This is a genomic window from Halomonas sp. McD50-4 (assembly GCF_022348135.1).
Taxonomy (GTDB): Bacteria; Pseudomonadota; Gammaproteobacteria; order Pseudomonadales; family Halomonadaceae; genus Vreelandella; species Vreelandella piezotolerans.
The window spans coordinates 36,639-54,658 of the sequence record NZ_JAKRFG010000010.1 but is presented as its reverse complement, the minus strand read 5'-3'; the positions used below and the strand labels follow the sequence as shown (position 1 = coordinate 54,658).

Below are 18,020 nucleotides of genomic sequence, written 5' to 3'. Positions count from 1 at the left end.
TAACGGGCCCTCGATGGCCTGCTCCCCGATCAGTCTAAGGATGAAGACGATGAAAACAGTGCGTGCTTACCTCTCGACCCTTTTGATTGCTGCGTTAGTGCTTACCAGCCTGCCCGTCGTGGCGGCCCCTACCGCTCCACAAGGTATGGATCTGGTATCGACGCAGTCTGTTTTGGCAGGCGACCGTGCTGGCGCTGACCGCGAGCGTATCAACGAAATCCTCGCCCGTGCCGATGTGCAAGATCAACTGCTCAAACAGGGCGTCAATCCCGCCGATGTCGAGGCGCGTGTTGCAGCCCTTAGCGATGCCGAAGCTCAGCAAATGGCACAGCAGCTCGAACAACTGCCTGCCGGTGCCGGTGTGATCGGCGCGCTGTTCGCGGTATTCGTCATTCTGCTGGTAACGGACATCCTAGGGTTGACCGATGTTTATCCGTTCACTCGCTAACGTATTGGTGACCATGGACCGTACCGTTAACGCCCGCTCTGCGGGCGTTTTGGCGTTTAGCCTGCTGATCCTGCTGCTAACCGGCTGTGCTCGCAGCCCCGTGCTGCTGGAAAGCACCAAAGCAAGCCTTACTCCGCAAACCGAGCTTACCGACGTGCCGTTTTACGCCCAAACCGAGTATCAGTGCGGCCCGGCAACCCTGGCGATGGTACTTAATCACGAAGGCGTGGACGTCGGCTTGGACGAGCTGATTCCTCAGGTCTTTTTACCGGGCCGAGATGGCAGCGTGCAGCCAGAGATGTTGGCCACGGTACGCCGCTACGAACGGCTGGCGATTCCCATTCGCGGCACTATGGATGCCCTGCTGACGCATCTGGAAGCCGGCGACCCGGTCGTCGTGATGCAGAACCTCGCCCTGCCCGCCTTTCCCATGTGGCACTATGCGGTGGCGATTGGTTTTGATTTGCCGAACGAAACGCTGGTTTTGCGTAGCGGTGAGATCGAGCGGCATACCCTATCGTTTAGCCGATTCGATGCGACCTGGGCTCGCTCTGAGCGCTGGGGCTTTGTGGTCAGCGAGCCGGGCAGCCTACCCGAGGGCGTAACCGCACGTAATGCTCTGGAAGCGATTAGCGCCTATGAAGAGCAGCATGGCACCGAGAAGGCACTAGGTAGCTGGCAGGCGTTTGTCGAGCGCTTCCCGCAAAACCCGATGGGGCAGTTTGCGCTAGGGAATGCGCTGTATGCCGACCAGCAGGCGAGCGCGTCACTGAGCGCGTTCAAGTCTGCCACGGAGCTAGACCCCACGATGGGCGCAGCGTGGCTGAACCTCGCTATTTTGCAATACCAACAAGCGCGCATCGACGACGCACGAGCATCGCTTGAGCGTGCCGCTGCGCTCGAAGGCGAATGGCAGCCCCGTGCACGGCAGCTGCTGGAGTCGCTGTAAAGGCATAACCGTGGGAAAGTGGTGTGGCAACAGAAAGGGGGCATCAGCCCCCTTTTTATGGGCGCTTAAAAAACGCGATTCAAACCGTTTTGCGCGGCGACCCGGTAAGCTTCGGCCATGGTCGGGTAGTTGAAGGTAGTGTTAACGAAGTACTTGAGCGTATTCGCCTCGCCCTCTTGCTGCATGATCGCCTGGCCGATATGCAAAATCTCGGAGGCTTGGTCACCAAAGCAATGGATACCCAAAATTTCTAGCGTGTCCTGGTGGAACAAGATTTTGAGCATACCCACGGTATCGCCGGTGATCTGAGCACGGGCGGTATCCTTGAAGAAGGCCTTGCCCACTTCGTAGGGCACTTTGGCTTCGGTCAACTCACGCTCGTTGAGGCCAAAGGAGCTGATCTCAGGAATCGTATAAATACCGGTCGGCACATCGCTAACGAAGCGGTACTCTTTCTCCAAGAGCTCGTTACAGGAGTTCAAGCCCTGATCGTAGGCGGCACTGGCCAGGCTTGGCCAACCGATCACGTCCCCTGCCGCATAAATATGCGGGATCGACGTTCGATAGTGTTCATCGACGCTGAGCTGGCCACGACCGTTGGCCTCTAGGCCGATGTTCTCGAGCCCCAAACTGTCGGTGTTACCCGTGCGGCCGTTGGCCCAAAGAAACGCATCGGCGCGGATTTTCTTGCCGGATTTCAAGCGGACCACCACGCCCGCCTCGTCACCCTCGACGCTCTCGTACTCTTCCTTATGACGAATTAGTACGCCATGTTTGCGTAGGTGGTACGAGAGCGCATCGCTGATCTCGTCGTCCAAGAACGACAGCAGACTATCGCGGTTGTTGATCAGATCGACTTTGACGCCCAACCCCGAGAAGATGGAGGCGTACTCACAGCCAATGACACCGGCGCCAAAAATCACCAGCGTACGCGGGGTATGGGAAAGGCTTAGGATGGTATCGGAACAGTAGATGCGCGGATGACGGAAGTTGATATCCGCCGGGCGATAAGGGCGTGAGCCGGTGGCGATGACGATTTTCTTGGCCACTAACTCTTCCATCCCCTCTTGGCGGTCGCGAACGACAACAGTATGTTCGTCTTTGAAACGCGCGACGCCGTGAAAGAGGTCGATTCGATTGCGCGCGTAGAATGTCGTACGCATTTCGACCTGTTTGTCGATCGTGCCGCGCGAGCGCTCCATGACTTTGGGAAAAGAGAACCAGCGCGGTTCACCGATATCGCGGAACATCCGATTGGTATTGAACGCCATGATCTGCTTGACCTGGTGGCGCAGCGCTTTGGAAGGAATGGTGCCCCAGTGGGTGCAATTACCACCGACCTGGGTCTGTTTCTCGATGATCGCCACCCGCATACCGTGTTTGGCAGCATTGATGGCAGCGCTTTCCCCGGCGGGACCGGTCCCGATAACCACGACATCGTAATTGTGAACCGCCATACGGTTTGGATCTCCTCATTCCTTTATATTTTCGCCAACACATACGTAAACGCCCGCGATTAAGCGAGCGTTGAACGTGTGTGCGTGTATATCATGATTCACTAGCCGTGATGCGGCTCAACGGCGTGTCGCATCATAGCCTAGGTCTGCTCCGCGACTTTCGTCGCTACGACGGCGCACGCTGCCACGTTTGCGGTTCTCTTCTTCGCAAACCTCGTCTTTGCCACCGCAAATATCGCAACCCTCTTTCATGCCGATTTGATTCAAGCCGCCGCAGGAGCCTGCAATGGGTTTACGGCCCATCAAAACACCGACGGCCATGGCCCCCATGATCAGCGCCATAAAACCGAATACCAGTAGCCAAATTGCCATGTGGTCCTCCCGACATTGCGTTGAGTGCCTTACCTGCCGACAGCCATCGCGCCGATAAGTGCCTTAAAAATTATCCTCTATTGTACCCCAGCCAATGCAAAATGATCAGGCATTCCGGGTAAATTCCCAACGATGTGCATGTCGATCACTCCATAAACGAACGGGGCTAGCCCTAAGGCTAGCCCCGTGTCTAACGTCTGCGGATGAGACATTAGCCGCCGAAGTCATCCAACAGGATGTTTTCCGGCTCGACCCCCATATCCAGCAGCAGCTTGATAACGGAAGCGTTCATCATGGGCGGCCCACACATGTAGTACTCACAATCTTCAGGCGCCGGGTGGTCCTTCAGATAGTTTTCGTACAGCACGTTGTGGATGAAGCCCGTCGGGCCTTCCCAGTTGTCTTCCGGCTGCGGATCGGAGAGCGCCAGATGCCACTCGAAGTTGGGGAACTCTTCTGCCAGCTGATCGTACTCTTCGTTGTAGAAGGTTTCACGCCAGGAGCGCGCACCGTACCAGAACGAGATCTTACGATCCGACTTCAAACGCTTGAGCTGGTCGAAGATATGGCTACGCATCGGCGCCATGCCCGCACCACCACCGACGAAGATCATCTCGGCATCGGTGTCTTTGGCGAAGAACTCACCAAACGGCCCCATGACGGTCACCTTGTCACCCGGCTTCAGGCTGAAGACGTAGGTCGACATGAGACCCGGGGGATGGCTGGTGCCAGGAGGCGGCGTCGCGATACGAATGTTGAACTTGAGGAGACCTTTCTCTTCCGGGTAGTTCGCCATGGAGTAGGCGCGGATGATTTCCTCGTTGTTCTTGTGGGAAATGTCGAACAGACCAAACTTTTCCCAGTCGCCACGGTACTCTTCTTCGATATCGAAGTCCGAGAACTTGATGTCGTAAGGCGGAGCCACGAGCTGAACGTAACCACCTGCACGGAAAGCGACTTCTTCGCCTTCGGGCAGCTTCAAGTTGAGCTCTTTGATGAAGGTCGCGACGTTCGGGTTGGCCGTTACTTCGGTTTCCCACTTCTTCACGCCGAAGACTTCTTCCGGCACTTCTACTTTCATGTCCTGCTTCACAGGAACCTGACAAGAGAGGCGCCAGCCTTCTTTCTTCTCGCGCATGGTGAAGTGCGACTCTTCCGTCGGCAGGATAGAACCGCCGCCCTCTTCAACGCGGCACTTGCACTGGGCGCAGGAACCGCCGCCGCCACACGCAGAGGAAAGGAAGATACCGTTGGCCGCCAGGGTATTCAGTAGCTTGCCGCCGGCTTGGGTCTTCAGGGTGTGCTCGGGGTCGCCGTTGACTTCGATCGTCACGTCCCCGCTACTCACTAGCTTGCTGCGCGCTGCCAGAATGATCGCCGTTAAGCTAATAACGATGACCGTGAACATGACAACACCGAGCAAGATGACAGATGTATCAACCATGTCGGTTTCCTATTGCTGTAGGTTTTCTGTACCTCGGCAGCCTGGGCTGCCGAGAAAACCGGCTCCGATTAAAGCTGAATGCCAGAGAAGGACATGAAGCCCAGCGACATCAAGCCAACGGTGATAAACGTAATGCCAAGACCCTGCAAACCGCCCGGCACGTCGCTGTACTTCAGCTTTTCACGAATGCCTGCCAGTGCAGCGATCGCTAGCGCCCAACCGGTACCCGCGCCGAAGCCATACACCACGGCCTCGCCAAAGTTGTAGCTACGCTCCACCATGAACAGTACGCCACCGAGGATGGCGCAGTTAACGGTAATCAGCGGCAGGAAGACACCCAGGGCGTTGTAAAGCGACGGTACGTACTTATCAAGGAACATTTCCATGATCTGTACTAGGGCCGCGATAACACCGATGTATGAGAGCAGACCCAGGAATGACAGGTCGATGTTTTCAGCACCGCTAATGCCGGTCCAGGTCAGCGCGCCTTCTTGCAGCAGGTACGTGAATACCAGGTTATTGACCGGCACCGTGATCGTCAGTACGACGATAACCGCAATACCGAGACCGATGGCAGAAGACACCTTCTTGGATACCGCGAGGAACGTACACATGCCCAGGAAGAAGGCAAGTGCCATGTTCTCGACGAATACCGAAGCGACGAAAAGGCTCAGATAGTGTTCCATGTTACACGGCCTCCTTCGGCTTGGTGTTGTGCTTCATCTTGAACTCGTTCTCTTCGACTTGCTCCGGGTTGACAGAGCGCAGTACCCAGATCAACAGACCAATGATGAAGAAAGCAGACGGCGGCAGCAGCAGCAGACCGTTCGGCACGTACCAGCCACCATTCTGAATGGTCGGCAGCACGGTGAAGCCGAAGACGCTGCCAGCACCCAGCAGTTCGCGGAAGAAACCTACCACCATCAGGACGAAACCGTAGCCCAGGCCGTTACCGATACCATCCAGGAACGACATGCCCGGCGTATTGGACATCGCGAAACCTTCCGCGCGGCCCATTACGATACAGTTGGTGATGATCAGACCGACGAACACCGACAGCTGCTTGGACATTTCGTAAGCATAGGCTTTGAGGATCTGGTCGACCACGATGACCAACGAGGCAATGATGGTCATCTGAACGATGATACGAATCGAAGACGGAATGTGATTCCGAATCAGCGATACGAACAGGTTCGAAAAAGAGGTTACGAAAATAACCGCCAGCGACATGACCAGCGACACGCTCATGCTGGTGGTCACCGCCAGTGCAGAACAGATCCCCAGAATCTGAAGCGCAATGGGGTTGTTCTTGAAAATAGGCGCCGTTAAAACGCCTTTTGCATTTACATCCGCCATGATCAGGCCCCCTCAACGTCGTCGAAGTCAGTCTCGGTGTCTTCGGCGTCTGATGGCTCGGTTCCGCTGCGGAATTTAGCCAAGTAAGGAGCAAAGCCCTCTTCACTCAGCCAAAACTGCAGCATGTTGGTCACGCCATTACTGGTCAGCGTAGCACCGGAGAGCGCATCGACTTCGTGCTCGTTACTCGCACCGCCTTTGGTCAGGTGGATTTCAGGAGAGAGGTCGCCCTCTTCGCTGTAGATCTCTTTACCTTCCCACTGGGCTTGCCAACGCGGATTGTTGACTTCGGCACCCAGGCCCGGCGTTTCACTGTGGTCGTAGTAAGTGATACTAACGATGGTGTTGCCGTCACCTTCTACCGACAGAAATCCCATCATACGGCCCCACAGGCCCTGCCCACGAATAGGCAGAACGATCTGGTCAGGATTCTCAGGATCGCCTACTAGGTACACAGTCGCGAAATTTTCTACGCGCGAGAGTCCCGCGATGTCACGATCGCCAGACAGCGTACGGCCAGTGGCCGGATCGCGTGCAGCTTCGAAACCATCGAAGGTACTGGGGTCGAACTGTTCGGTGTAGTCACCGGTTTCCAGCTCGACGACGCGGGCAGTGATCTGATTGCTGAACGTCTCTTCCACATCCATTCCTGGCTCGTAAAGACGCGCCACGTTGAGGATGTTGGTTTTACGGTCCAGCTCCTGATTGAGCTGCTGCGCTGGGCGCAGTGCCACGGCCGCCGTCGAGACGATGACCGAGCACACGATGCACAGCGAGAAAGCGACAATCAGAACTTTCTTGATGGAGTTGTTACCTTGTGCCATTAGGCAGTCTCCTCGGCCGGTACGCCAGTACGCTTGAGACGGCGCTTAACATTGGCCTGGACGAAGTAGTGATCGATCAGCGGCGCAAACAGGTTGGCGAACAGAATGGCCAGCATGATGCCTTCCGGGAAAGCCGGGTTGACTACGCGGATCAAGACCGTCATCACACCGATCAGGGCACCGAACACCAAGCGACCTTGGTTGGTCATCGCGGCAGACACTGGGTCGGTCGCCATGAACACCATACCAAAGGCAAAACCACCAATGACGAGGTGCCAGTACCACGGCATCGCGAACATGGCGTTGGTCTCGGAGCCGATCAGGTTGAACAGCGTGCTGGTGATCACCATGCCCAGGAAGACGCCCAGCATGATGCGCCAGTTGGCGATCTTGGTCCAAAGCAGTACGGCGGCACCGATCAGGATAGCCAGGGTCGAGACTTCACCCACGGAACCTGGCACGAAGCCCAGGAACGCATCCCACCAGCTATAGGTGTTGGTCAGCGCAGACATACCGTCTTGAAACGCCATGGAGAGCGCTGTCGCACCCGTGTAGCCATCGGCGGCGACCCACACTGCATCACCGGAAATTTGCGCCGGGTAAGCGAAGTACAGGAACGCGCGACCCGTCAACGCGGGGTTCAGGAAGTTCTTACCCGTGCCGCCAAAGATCTCTTTGCCGATCACGACGCCAAAGGTAATCCCCAAAGCGACCTGCCAAAGCGGGATGGTGGCCGGCAGAATCAGCGCAAACAGCACGGAGGTCACGAAGAAACCTTCGTTGACTTCATGGCCACGCTTGATGGCAAACAGCACTTCCCAGAAACCACCCACGACGAACGTCACGAGGTAAATGGGCAGGAAATAAGTCGCGCCAAGAACGAAGTTAGCCCACAGGCTGCTGGGATCATGACCGCCCGCGAGGGTCATCATGATGGCTTCGCGCCAGCCGTTCATGGAGGCATAACCCGCTTCGATGGCAGTGTTCGCCTGCCAGCCTGCGTTCCACATACCGAAGAACATGGCCGGGAAGGTACACATCCATACCGTGATCATGATGCGTTTCAGGTCGACGCCATCACGCACGTGAGCGGTGGTTTTTGCAACGCTGGGGGGCGAGTAGAAAATCGTATCTACCGCTTCATAGAGCGGGTAGAACTTTTCGTACTTACCACCTTTGTGGAAGTGCGGCTCGAGATTATCGAGTGTTTGTCGAATACCCATCATCAGGCCTCTTTCTCGATCATGGTGAGATTGTCACGCAGGATTGGGCCGTACTCGTATTTGCCGGGGCAAACGTAGGTACATAGCGCCAGATCCTCTTCGTCCAGCTCAAGACACCCAAGCTGCATGGCAACCTCAATGTCGCCCACAATCAGCGAACGCAGCAGTTGCGTTGGCATGACATCCAACGGCATGACGCGTTCGTAGTTACCCACCGGCACCATGGCACGCTCGGAACCATTCGTCGAAGTGGTCGGCGCGTAATTGCTCAGGCCTTTGATTTTCGAAAGATAGATGCCCATCACCGAGTGGCGATTGACACCGGGAGAGAGCCAACCCATGAACGTGCGCTTGTTACCCTCTTCCAGCAAGCTGACTTGGTTGTGGAAACGACCCAAGTAAGTCACCTTGCCTTCTGCGGCAGCGCCAGAGAAGACCGAGCCAGAAATCACACGGGTGTCTTCTGGTTGGATGATTTCACCTGCCAAGAGTTCCTCGGTGCTCGCCCCGATACGGGTGCGCAGCAGACGAGGCTTTTCAGCACGCGGGCCACCCACCGCAACGATGCGGCTCATGTCCAGCTTACCTTCGGTAAACAGCTTACCGAACGCAATCACGTCCTGATAACCGATGTGCCACACTTTTTTGTGCAGCGCGACGGGCGAAAGGTAATGAATATGCGTGCCTACCAAGCCTGCCGGGTGCGGCCCAGCGAAACTTTCTGTCTTGACGCCGCTAATATCGCCGCCGGGTACGGAAGCGTTTGCTCCGGTGCACAGAAAAACGTTGCCCTCGGTCAGGCGGGTTAGCACCTTGAGGCCGTCTTCGAATGCTTGAGCATTTTCGTTGATGATAAAGGCGGGGTCAGCGCTCAGCGGATGGGTATCCACGGCGGTGACGAAGATATCGGCAGGCACACTGTCGATAGCTGGCGTGCGTGAGAAAGGACGCGTACGTAGAGCGGTCCACATGCCAGATTCGACGAGCTGGTCGACAACGGTTTGACGATCGAGCTGTGCTAAAGCGCCACGATCATGAGAAGCAAATGTCATCGCTTCTTCATTTTCATCGACTTTAATGACCACAGACAGTAGACGTCGTTTTTCGCCACGGTTAATAGCGACCACTTCACCACCGGCAGGCGCCGTAAAACGAACGCCGTCGATTTTCTTGTCGGTGAAGAGAAGCTGGCCTAATTTGACCTTATCCCCTTCCTGAACTTCCATGGTTGGCTTCATGCCAACATAGTCAGTGCCCAGGATTGCCACGTGACGCACAGGCTGCGCATTGTCAATACGCTGCTCGGGCGCTCCCGTGATGGGGAGATCCAGGCCTTTTTTGACTTCGATCATAGTCTCGCCCAGTTGATGGATCGGATATACGAAGGTAAGGGGTTCGAATGCTTATTTTCTGTTCAGTGAATTCTTGTTTTGCTGTTCAGATCGTTACCAGTCAGGCTCAAGCACGCTTGAACCACCCCGAAAAATCTATCGCATTATAAAGATAAGCGCGGCCAATGACCACATCCCTGATGGCCTCCAAAAGTGCTATGTGCCGTTCTAGGCCATTTGTTTCTGGAACAAAAAAACGCCACCCGAGGGTGGCGTTGGTCAAACCGATGTCGCTGATACGCTAATTTAGCGCTTACCGCGTCTATAGCCGCATCGGCTTAGTGTGGCAGCTTCAAAAATTGCACGTTGGACATGTGCTGCAGAATGCGAATGACCTGGCAGCTATAGCCAAACTCATTGTCGTACCAAACGTACACGACCGCGTGGTTGCCGTTGGCAATGGTCGCTTTGGCATCGACGATGCCCGCATGGCGGTTGCCGACGAAATCCGACGAGACCACCTCGGCCGAGTCGACGAAATCGATCTGTTTTTGATAAGCGGAATCGATGGACATACGACGCAGATAGTCGTTGAGCGCTTCGGCGTCGGTGCCTTTCTCCAGGGTCAAATTTAGAATCGCCATGGAGACGTTCGGCGTGGGCACGCGGATGGCGTTACCGGTCAGCTTGCCTTCCAGCTCCGGCAGCGCCTTGGCAACGGCTTTGGCAGCACCGGTTTCGGTCAGTACCATGTTCAGTGCTGCGCTGCGGCCGCGACGATCGCCCTTGTGGTAGTTATCGATGAGGTTCTGATCGTTGGTGTAAGCATGGACGGTTTCCACGTGCCCCGTCACCACGCCAAACTCATCGTTGAGCACCTTGAGAACCGGCACGATGGCGTTGGTGGTGCACGATGCCGCCGAGACGATACGGTCGCTATCGCCGATCGACTCGTGGTTGATACCGAACACGATGTTTTTGATATCGCCTTTACCTGGAGCGGTCAGCAGCGCTTTTGCTGCTCCTTTACACTCCAAATGTTGCCCCAGGCCCGCTTCGTCGCGCCAGATACCGGTATTGTCGACGATGACCGCGTTGTGGATGTCATAGGCGGTGTAGTCGATGTCACTCGGAGAATCCGCATAGATCACTTGGACCACGTTGCCATTGATGGTCAGGGTACGCGCATCGGCATCGACAGTGATGGTGCCATCGAACGGGCCGTGCACAGAATCACGGCGTAGCAGGCTAGCGCGCTTCTCTAGATCTTTAGCAACGTCCCCGCGACCACGCACCACAATGGCACGTAGACGCAATAGGTTACCGCCACCGGCTTTTTCGACCATGACCCGGGCCAGCAAGCGTCCAATGCGCCCAAAACCGTAAAGCACTACATCTTTTGGCTCACCCGTGCTGGCACCCGGCTGGTAGCCGTCGATGATCTCGTTCAGCTCCTTGTTCAAGAAGGCATTCAGGTCACCGCCACCTTGCCGCTTGAAGCTGACCGCCAGCTTGCCTACATCCACGTGGGCAGGCCCCAGGTTCATCTCGCTCATCGCCTTGACGATGGGAAAGGTATCCGCCACGGACAGCTCGGTCCCTTCGATCTTACGCACGAAACGGTGATCTTTGAGAATGCGAATGACCGACCGCTTGATCAGAGAGCGTCCGAACATCGTGGCTACAACGTTGTTCTGGCGATAGAGCTGCCCCACTAGTGGGATCATTTGCTCCGCCAGGGCTTCGTTGTTTTGCCATTCCTGAAAAACGTTTTCGAGCGCTTGCTGACTCACGTGCGGCCTCATTGAGTTGTGAACGGGGATGTCCCGAGTATTATCCGGAGCTTATTAAGGTGCCGCAATGAATGGATAGTCGCACAACATGTAGGGGTATTACAGAAAAAGGGTATTGACTACAAACGCCAATGATGCAGCGACCAAGCGATCTTAACGCCCCATAGCGCCAAAGCCTCTGCGCCAAAGGGCGGATCGTGTATGATCTTGGTTCCGTTTCTGCGCAAAACGATACCTTAATTATGTCTTCTTTCTCTCTGCTCGAACCGCCTCAGCCGCAAGGGATACGCGACACGCTTTACCTGAAAGCGCCGCCGGGCAGTGCGACTGCCTTGGCGCTCGCTCAGACAGCCTCCCATGCGCCACTGCTGGTGATCACCCCCAACACAGCCAGCGCGCAGCGTCTGGAGCAGGATCTGGCGTTTTACAGCAGCGTGCCCGTACTCCCCTTTCCCGATTGGGAAACGCTGCCCTACGACAGCTTTTCGCCGCACCAGGACATCATCTCTGCGCGGCTGAGAACACTGCGCCAATTGCAAGATGGTGTGCGCGGCATCGTGCTCGTGCCGATCAATACGCTCATGCAGCGCCTGCCGCCGGTCTCCTATATCGCTGGCCGCGTAATGACACTCAAGGCTGGCGCTACGTTAAACCGCGAGACGTTTCGTGAATCGCTCTCCCGGGCAGGCTATCGTGCGGTCGAAACGGTGTACGAGCCAGGTGAGTACGCCATGCGCGGCGCCATCATCGACCTGTTTGCCATGGGCATGGACGAACCGATCCGCATCGATCTCTTCGATGACGAGATCGATACACTGCGCCACTTCGATCCTGGCAGTCAGCGTTCTACTGACAAAGTCGACACCATCGAGCTGCTGCCCGCACATGAGTACTCGTTGAGTCGTAGCGCGATTGCCTGCTTCCGCGAACAGTTCGAAACGCTCTTCGACGTCGACCCGCGCCAGTGCCCACTCTACAACGACGCGCTGAAAGCGATCCCCTCTCCCGGGCTAGAGCAGTACTTACCGCTGTTCTTCGACGAAACCGCCTCCCTGTTCGAGCACGTCACCGACGACACCCGCGTCGCCCTTCTGCCAGGTGTATTTGAAGCTGCCGAGCAGCACTGGCAGGCCATCGAATCGCGTTATGTCAATCTTGGCGTCGACCCGACGCGCCCGCTCTTGCCGCCCCATCGCGCTTTTTTCCCGGTCAACGAGGTGTTTTCCGCCATCAAAGCGCGGCCGCGCCTGGAGCTCACCGAGGACGACACCCAGCGCCACGCGCTGAGCCCACTGGCACAAGCCCTACCTACCCTCTCGATCAACGCCCGCGCCAAGCAGCCGTTGAGCGAGCTGGCCAATTTTTTGGAACAGCACGCCGACACCCGTGTGCTGTTCGTCGCGGAATCCCGCGGACGACGGGAAGCTCTGGAAGACGTCCTCGCTCCGCTGACACTGTCGTTGCCTCATAGCGACAGTTTCCAAGCGTTCCTGGCCGGCACCCAACGCATGGCGATCACCGAAAGTTTGGTCGGCAGCGGCCTCTGGCTCACCGAGCCGAATGTGGCGGTGATCAGCGAAACCGAGCTGTTTGGCGACGTGGTGCGCCAAAGCCGTCGGCGGGAAAAGGCCACCGACGACAATGAGTTGGCGGTAAGACACCTCTCCGAATTGCGCGAGGGCGCGCCGGTGGTTCATCAGGCCCACGGCGTGGGTCGCTACCTGGGGTTGGAAACCCTAGAGGCAGGCGGTCAGGCCAATGAGTTTCTTGCCCTCTCCTACGCCGACGGCGCCAAGCTGTATGTGCCGGTGGACAGCTTACACCTCATCTCCCGCTACAGCGGCGCCGATGACGAGCTCGCCCCACTGCACAAACTGGGCTCCGATCAGTGGGAAAAAGCCCGTCGCAAAGCCGCCGAGAAAATCCGCGATACCGCTGCCGAGCTGCTCGACATCTATGCGCGCCGCGAAGCCCAGCAGGGCGTGATCTACGAAACGCCTGGGGAGGAGTACGTGCGCTTCGCGGCCAGCTTCCCCTTCGAAGAGACACCCGACCAGCAGGCGGCCATCGAGGCCGTCATCGGCGATATGGTGTCGCCCCAGCCGATGGACCGAGTGGTGTGCGGCGATGTGGGCTTCGGTAAAACCGAGGTCGCCATGCGGGCGGCATTCCTCGCCGTGCAGTCCGGCCGACAAGTCGTGGTACTGGTGCCCACCACCCTGCTAGCGCGCCAGCATTTCGAAAACTTCCGCGACCGCTTTGCCGATACCGCCGTCAATATCAGCTTGATCTCGCGTTTTACCGGCGGCAAAGAGATGACCCAAACGCTGGAGAGCATCAAAAGTGGCCAGACCGATATCGTCATCGGCACCCACAAGTTGCTTTCAAAGAGCGTCGAACTACCCAAAATGGGCCTGTTGATCATCGACGAGGAGCACCGCTTCGGCGTCGCCCAGAAAGAGAAGCTCAAAACCCTGCGAGCTGAAATCGACATTCTCACGCTAACGGCCACGCCGATTCCTCGCACGCTCAACATGGCCATGAGCGGCATCCGCGATCTGTCCATCATCGCTACGCCTCCCGCTCGGCGCCTGTCGGTCAAAACCTTTGTGCAGCAGCGAGACAACAGCGTCATCAAAGAGGCGCTGCTGCGGGAGATTCTGCGCGGTGGCCAGGTGTACTTCTTACACAATGAAGTCAAAACCATCGAGAACGCGGCTGAACAGATTCGCGAACTGGTACCCGAGGCGCGCGTGGCCGTGGCCCATGGCCAGCTCCCTGAACGCAGTCTCGAGCGTGTCATGTCAGACTTCTATCATCGCCGTTTCAACGTGCTGGTTTGCTCGACCATCATCGAAACGGGGATCGACGTCCCCAGTGCCAATACCATTCTGATCGAGCGAGCCGACAAGTTTGGCTTGGCGCAACTTCACCAGCTGCGTGGCCGCGTGGGACGCAGCCATCATCAGGCTTATGCGTATCTACTGACGCCGCCCCCCAAAGCCATGACCCGCGATGCGGTCAAACGCCTCGAAGCCATCAGCGCGTCCGACGATCTCGGCGCAGGCTTCACACTGGCCAGCCACGATATGGAAATTCGCGGCGCCGGAGAGCTTTTGGGTGACGAGCAAAGCGGCCAAATGGAAACCATCGGTTACACTCTCTACATGGAGATGCTGGACCGAGCGGTGAAGGCCATTCGCGCGGGCAAAACGCCCAATATCGACGCCCCCTTCAATACCGGCGTCGAGATTAGCCTTAATCTGCCCGCCTTGATCCCAGATGACTACGTGCACGATGTACAGCAGCGTCTGGTCATGTACAAACGCATTGCCAACACTGAGTCGGATGCCGAGCTGAAAGAGCTCCAGGTGGAGCTAATCGACCGTTTCGGCCTACTCCCCCAGCCATTGAAAAACCTGATACGCCAAACCAAGCTACGCCACCGAGCCGAGCAGCTCGGCGTGGCCCGCATTGAAGCGGGCGAACAGCGCGGGCGAGTGATCTTCAATAGCAGCACCGAGATCGACCCGCTGACGCTTGTCACCCTGATCCAGACATCCCCACAGCACTACCGCCTGGACGGCTCTGACACCTTACGATTTGAATTTCCAATGGAATCGGCCGAACAGCGTTTCGAAAAGATCGAAACCCTGCTCACGACCCTCAATCAAAAAGTAGCGGCAGCGTGAACCTTGGGGCAAACTTATGTTTAAGCAGCACACATCGGTTACGCAACGCTGCCTGTTACCATGCGTACCAGCCGTGCATACATTGACTAGGATAGACCATGACCATTCGTAAGACTATCACCCGTTGGGGCCCCACTAGCCTAGCCGTATTGCTAGCAGCCAGCCTGGCGGGCCCCGCTCATGCACAACCGTCGGCCGAACAAGCCGAGACGACGGTGGCCATCACCGGCGATGCCGCTGCCAGTGCCGAGCAGGTTGCCGACGCCCGTGAATTGCCGCGTGGCCATTTCCGCTTACCCGAACATGGCGACATCATCGGTGAGTACTACACCGTCACCGTCGATAATCCGGAAGAGACGCTGATCGACATCGCACGTCGCCATAATATTGGCTACGAAGAGATTCGCATGGCGAATCCAGACGTTAGTCTATGGGTACCGGGTGAAGGTACCGAGGTAGTGATTCCGGCGCGCTACATTCTGCCGCCTGCGCCACGTGAGGGCGTGGTGGTCAATCTCTCCGAGCTGCGCCTTTACTACTACCCTGCCGACAATCCCGGCATTGTGGAAACCTACCCTGTCAGCGTTGGCCGCGAGGAGTTCGCAACTCCAGTAGGCATCACGCGGACCACGGTCAAAGTCAAAGACCCTGCTTGGGCACCGCCCGCCTCGATGCGTCGTGAAGCGGCTGCAAGGGGCGAGCCTGCACCTGCTATCGTTCCACCAGGGCCTGACAACCCGCTTGGCCGTCACGCCATCTTGCTGGCCATGCCGAGCTACTTGATCCATGGAACCAATAAGCCTGATGGCGTGGGTATGCGTGTCAGCCGCGGCTGTATTCGCATGTACCCGGAAGATATCGAATCACTCTACGAGCGTCTGCCTAGCGGCACTCAAGTCAACCTGATGGATGCACCGTTCAAAGCGGGTTGGGCAGCTGACGGTACGCTGTTCGTGCAGTCTTATCCGCAGCTGGAAGAGAACGTCGGTGACTTCGAGCCGTTGCTCAATGCCATCGAGCGCGTCAGCGAACTTGCTGAAGATCAAGCGGAGATAGACTACGAACAGGTCAAGCGTGCGGTAGAAGCGCCAAATGGCCGTTTCGTGGCGCTTTACGGCACACAGGCACCTGCTCCTGAGCCGGAACCCGAACCGCAGCCCACACAACAACTGGAAGGGATTTTGGAGGGTGTCGAGCTCTCCACTACCGTCCGTGTGGAAGGCGATGCCTGATAAGGCAAACGCCAGACAACAAAAAACCCCGCCAAGGCGGGGTTTTTCACATCTACAGCAGCCACCGAACATGCAACATGTCCGGTGGCCCAAGCAGAATTACTTCTGCATGGAACGCTGGAACATGCGGTTCATTTCTTCACGGTTCTGCTCAGACATCTGCAGAGCAGCTTGCGCGTCGCGCTGAGCTTGGTTTGCAGTGTTCAGAGCTTGTGAAGCCATGCTGCGAGCTTCTGCAGCGTCAGCTTGTGCAGATTCAGCAGTCATGCGAACTTCTTCCAGAGCGCTGGTAGAAGCACAGCCAGCCAGGATTGCCAGAGAAGCGGCAGCGGCAGTCATCTTCAGAGCAGTCTTCAGAGTCATAGTGTTCTCCTTGAGTCTTCCTTGGGTACTACGTTAAGGGTATGACAAAAAATAAGGCTAAAACGTTAGCTTAAATTTGTCTACCTGCGGTGCAGGTTCGTTACAGCGACTTGTACCAGGGTTACGTACCAGGGCACGCAAGTCAAACGCTGTTTTATAATAGACCACAGCGGTTGTCTATAGCCACGTGTTCAAAACCTAGAACTTCCTTCAACAACACAAGCCTAGCGGATCACCACGCGAGTGCCAACATCTACTAGCTGGGCGACTCGCTCGATCTCTTCGTTGGTCACCGCCACACACCCTTGGGTCCAGTGGAAGTTACCGTGAATGTCTGGATCACCGCCGCCGATCCCGTGAATGCCAATAGCGCCTCCCAGCGCCGTATTTTGCGGGGGAGAGCCAAAACGCCGGTAGTGATCGAAGTAGGCCTCGTAATCCGCTTGGGAATAGATACCTGCATCGAGCGCCATTCGGGCGTGAGGTGGCGTAGGATAATCGATACCGATGAAGATATGCCACTGACTTTCGTAATTAAATCGATTGATCCGAAACTCGCCCAGCGGCGTGACGTTATCACCGCGAACACGCTGGGTCTTGGCCCCACCACGGCCTAAAGAGATAGGCGCGAAGCGTTCGATCAATGCATTGCCACGGAAAATACTCAGCGTAGCTTCTTTGTCGTCGATCAGCACCCATAGCTCATTGCTATGGCGCGGCACTGGCGCACGAGTAAGCAACGTCGCCACTAGGTCGGGCGGCGCATAGTCGTCGACGGTGATGGTCGTCGCAGCGGTGGCTACGGCGGGCCAGCTCAGGGCCATCGCTAAAAATCGGCGGCGGTTCACAGGCATCATTATGGCTCTCAAAAAAACGGGCCAGCGGTGCTGACCGACAATGCGTTAATGATGGCTGTTATACCTTAAAGATGCCGCCATTGTCAGCGTATTAGCGAGCAATATGCGTTGATAAGCATCGCTCGCTCTACACGATGCGCCAGCAAAACGGTGCAATCGATGGCGCTACATCGAGCAGCCGGCACCTAGAGGTCGTCGAACTCTTGCATGCTGACGACGAGCTTGCGAGCCTCTGCGTTGTGGCCTTGAGCAAGAGCATTGAAAAACGTTTCCTCTGGCTCGATTTTGGCTCGCGACGCCCGATGCTCATAGAGGCTCTGAAGCTTACGATGAGCCTCTACTGCCGTCTCAGTTAGCTCATCGATGGAGCCCGCCACACTCTGCTCGGCAAGCGCTTCCAGCTCAGGGGGCTGCGGGAAATCGCTGGAATCATCGAACCAGGTCTCCAGTACTTCGCGGTGGTCTGAGCCATCATGAAACAGCGCTTCTAGCCCCGTTTTCATTTTCAACTCGCTGTCCGCTAAATAGCGTAGCGCCATGGCCAAACGTTCGTGCTCGGCTTGACTGGCAGCATCGCTATACTGACGCGCCATACGAGCATGATAGCCTGTGGCCCACTCGATGAGATCCTTGACTTGGTTGTAGCGCATCCGTGTCTCCTCTGTGGTTGTATTAAGAA

The 18,020-nt window shown here is 56.8% G+C and carries 16 protein-coding genes; 4 read left to right on the top strand and 12 right to left on the bottom strand.

From position 1 onward, the window contains the following. Nucleotides 1-49 precede the first annotated feature (49 nt). On the top strand, nt 50-448 hold the full coding sequence (locus tag MHM85_RS12780; protein ID WP_139528106.1) for a PA2779 family protein: 399 nt from the start codon (nt 50-52) through the stop codon (nt 446-448). Continuing rightward, entirely contained in the window at nt 426-1,397 is a 972-nt protein-coding gene (locus MHM85_RS12775; protein ID WP_239286184.1) for a PA2778 family cysteine peptidase, read from the top strand. Before MHM85_RS12780 ends, MHM85_RS12775 begins: the two co-directional genes overlap by 23 nt. Nucleotides 1,398-1,462: 65 nt before the next feature. On the opposite strand, the gene sthA is transcribed toward MHM85_RS12775, so the two are convergent. The 9 genes from sthA to MHM85_RS12730 form a co-directional block, all read right to left on the bottom strand. Then, nucleotides 1,463-2,854 carry a Si-specific NAD(P)(+) transhydrogenase gene (gene sthA / locus MHM85_RS12770; protein ID WP_239286186.1) on the bottom strand — a complete coding sequence of 464 codons (1,392 nt, stop codon included), beginning with the start codon at nt 2,852-2,854 and terminating at the stop codon, nt 1,463-1,465. A 117-nt stretch (nt 2,855-2,971) separates the two neighbouring features. Beyond that, entirely contained in the window at nt 2,972-3,226 is a 255-nt protein-coding gene (gene nqrM, locus MHM85_RS12765; protein ID WP_139528109.1) for a (Na+)-NQR maturation NqrM, read from the bottom strand. A gap of 211 nt (nt 3,227-3,437) precedes the next feature. Next, nucleotides 3,438-4,670, bottom strand: a complete 1,233-nt coding sequence (gene nqrF, locus MHM85_RS12760) for an NADH:ubiquinone reductase (Na(+)-transporting) subunit F (RefSeq protein WP_139528110.1) — start codon at nt 4,668-4,670, stop codon at nt 3,438-3,440. A 68-nt stretch (nt 4,671-4,738) separates the two neighbouring features. Continuing rightward, nucleotides 4,739-5,356 carry an NADH:ubiquinone reductase (Na(+)-transporting) subunit E gene (gene nqrE, locus MHM85_RS12755; RefSeq protein WP_044628064.1) on the bottom strand — a complete coding sequence of 206 codons (618 nt, stop codon included), beginning with the start codon at nt 5,354-5,356 and terminating at the stop codon, nt 4,739-4,741. Nucleotide 5,357: 1 nt separating this feature from the next. Next, a complete protein-coding gene (locus MHM85_RS12750; RefSeq protein ID WP_139528111.1) occupies nt 5,358-6,026 on the bottom strand; it encodes an NADH:ubiquinone reductase (Na(+)-transporting) subunit D in 669 nt (222 codons plus the stop codon). A gap of 2 nt (nt 6,027-6,028) precedes the next feature. Further along, complete coding sequence (locus tag MHM85_RS12745) at nt 6,029-6,850, bottom strand: Na(+)-translocating NADH-quinone reductase subunit C (RefSeq protein ID WP_139528112.1); 822 nt, start codon at nt 6,848-6,850, stop codon at nt 6,029-6,031. Continuing rightward, nucleotides 6,850-8,076, bottom strand: a complete 1,227-nt coding sequence (locus MHM85_RS12740; protein WP_139528113.1) for an NADH:ubiquinone reductase (Na(+)-transporting) subunit B — start codon at nt 8,074-8,076, stop codon at nt 6,850-6,852. The genes MHM85_RS12745 and MHM85_RS12740 overlap by 1 nt, the downstream gene beginning before the upstream one ends. Continuing rightward, on the bottom strand, nt 8,076-9,425 hold the full coding sequence (locus tag MHM85_RS12735) for a Na(+)-translocating NADH-quinone reductase subunit A (RefSeq protein ID WP_239286188.1): 1,350 nt from the start codon (nt 9,423-9,425) through the stop codon (nt 8,076-8,078). The genes MHM85_RS12740 and MHM85_RS12735 overlap by 1 nt, the downstream gene beginning before the upstream one ends. A 317-nt stretch (nt 9,426-9,742) precedes the next feature. Continuing rightward, on the bottom strand, nt 9,743-11,197 hold the full coding sequence (locus MHM85_RS12730) for a glyceraldehyde-3-phosphate dehydrogenase (protein WP_139528115.1): 1,455 nt from the start codon (nt 11,195-11,197) through the stop codon (nt 9,743-9,745). A gap of 242 nt (nt 11,198-11,439) precedes the next feature. Here MHM85_RS12730 and mfd point away from each other — a divergent pair, with 242 nt between their 5' ends. Both mfd and MHM85_RS12720 read left to right on the top strand, forming a co-directional pair. Further along, nucleotides 11,440-14,889 (top strand): transcription-repair coupling factor, encoded by a 3,450-nt coding sequence (gene mfd, locus MHM85_RS12725; protein ID WP_239286190.1) that lies wholly within the window; start codon nt 11,440-11,442, stop codon nt 14,887-14,889. A 98-nt stretch (nt 14,890-14,987) separates the two neighbouring features. Next, nucleotides 14,988-16,121 (top strand): L,D-transpeptidase family protein, encoded by a 1,134-nt coding sequence (locus MHM85_RS12720; protein ID WP_239286192.1) that lies wholly within the window; start codon nt 14,988-14,990, stop codon nt 16,119-16,121. Nucleotides 16,122-16,220: 99 nt separating this feature from the next. Here MHM85_RS12720 and MHM85_RS12715 read toward each other — a convergent pair whose 3' ends face one another. The 3 genes from MHM85_RS12715 to MHM85_RS12705 all read right to left on the bottom strand — a co-directional run bounded on the left by MHM85_RS12715 (nt 16,221) and on the right by MHM85_RS12705 (nt 17,991). After that, entirely contained in the window at nt 16,221-16,484 is a 264-nt protein-coding gene (locus tag MHM85_RS12715) for an Lpp/OprI family alanine-zipper lipoprotein (protein ID WP_016914087.1), read from the bottom strand. Between the two features lie 224 nt (nt 16,485-16,708). Then, nucleotides 16,709-17,341, bottom strand: coding sequence for a L,D-transpeptidase (locus MHM85_RS12710; protein WP_239286194.1), 633 nt, complete (start codon nt 17,339-17,341; stop codon nt 16,709-16,711). 185 nt (nt 17,342-17,526) lie between these two features. Further along, complete coding sequence (locus MHM85_RS12705; RefSeq protein ID WP_153843808.1) at nt 17,527-17,991, bottom strand: 2-hydroxyacyl-CoA dehydratase; 465 nt, start codon at nt 17,989-17,991, stop codon at nt 17,527-17,529. Between the last annotated feature and the right edge of the window lie 29 nt (nt 17,992-18,020).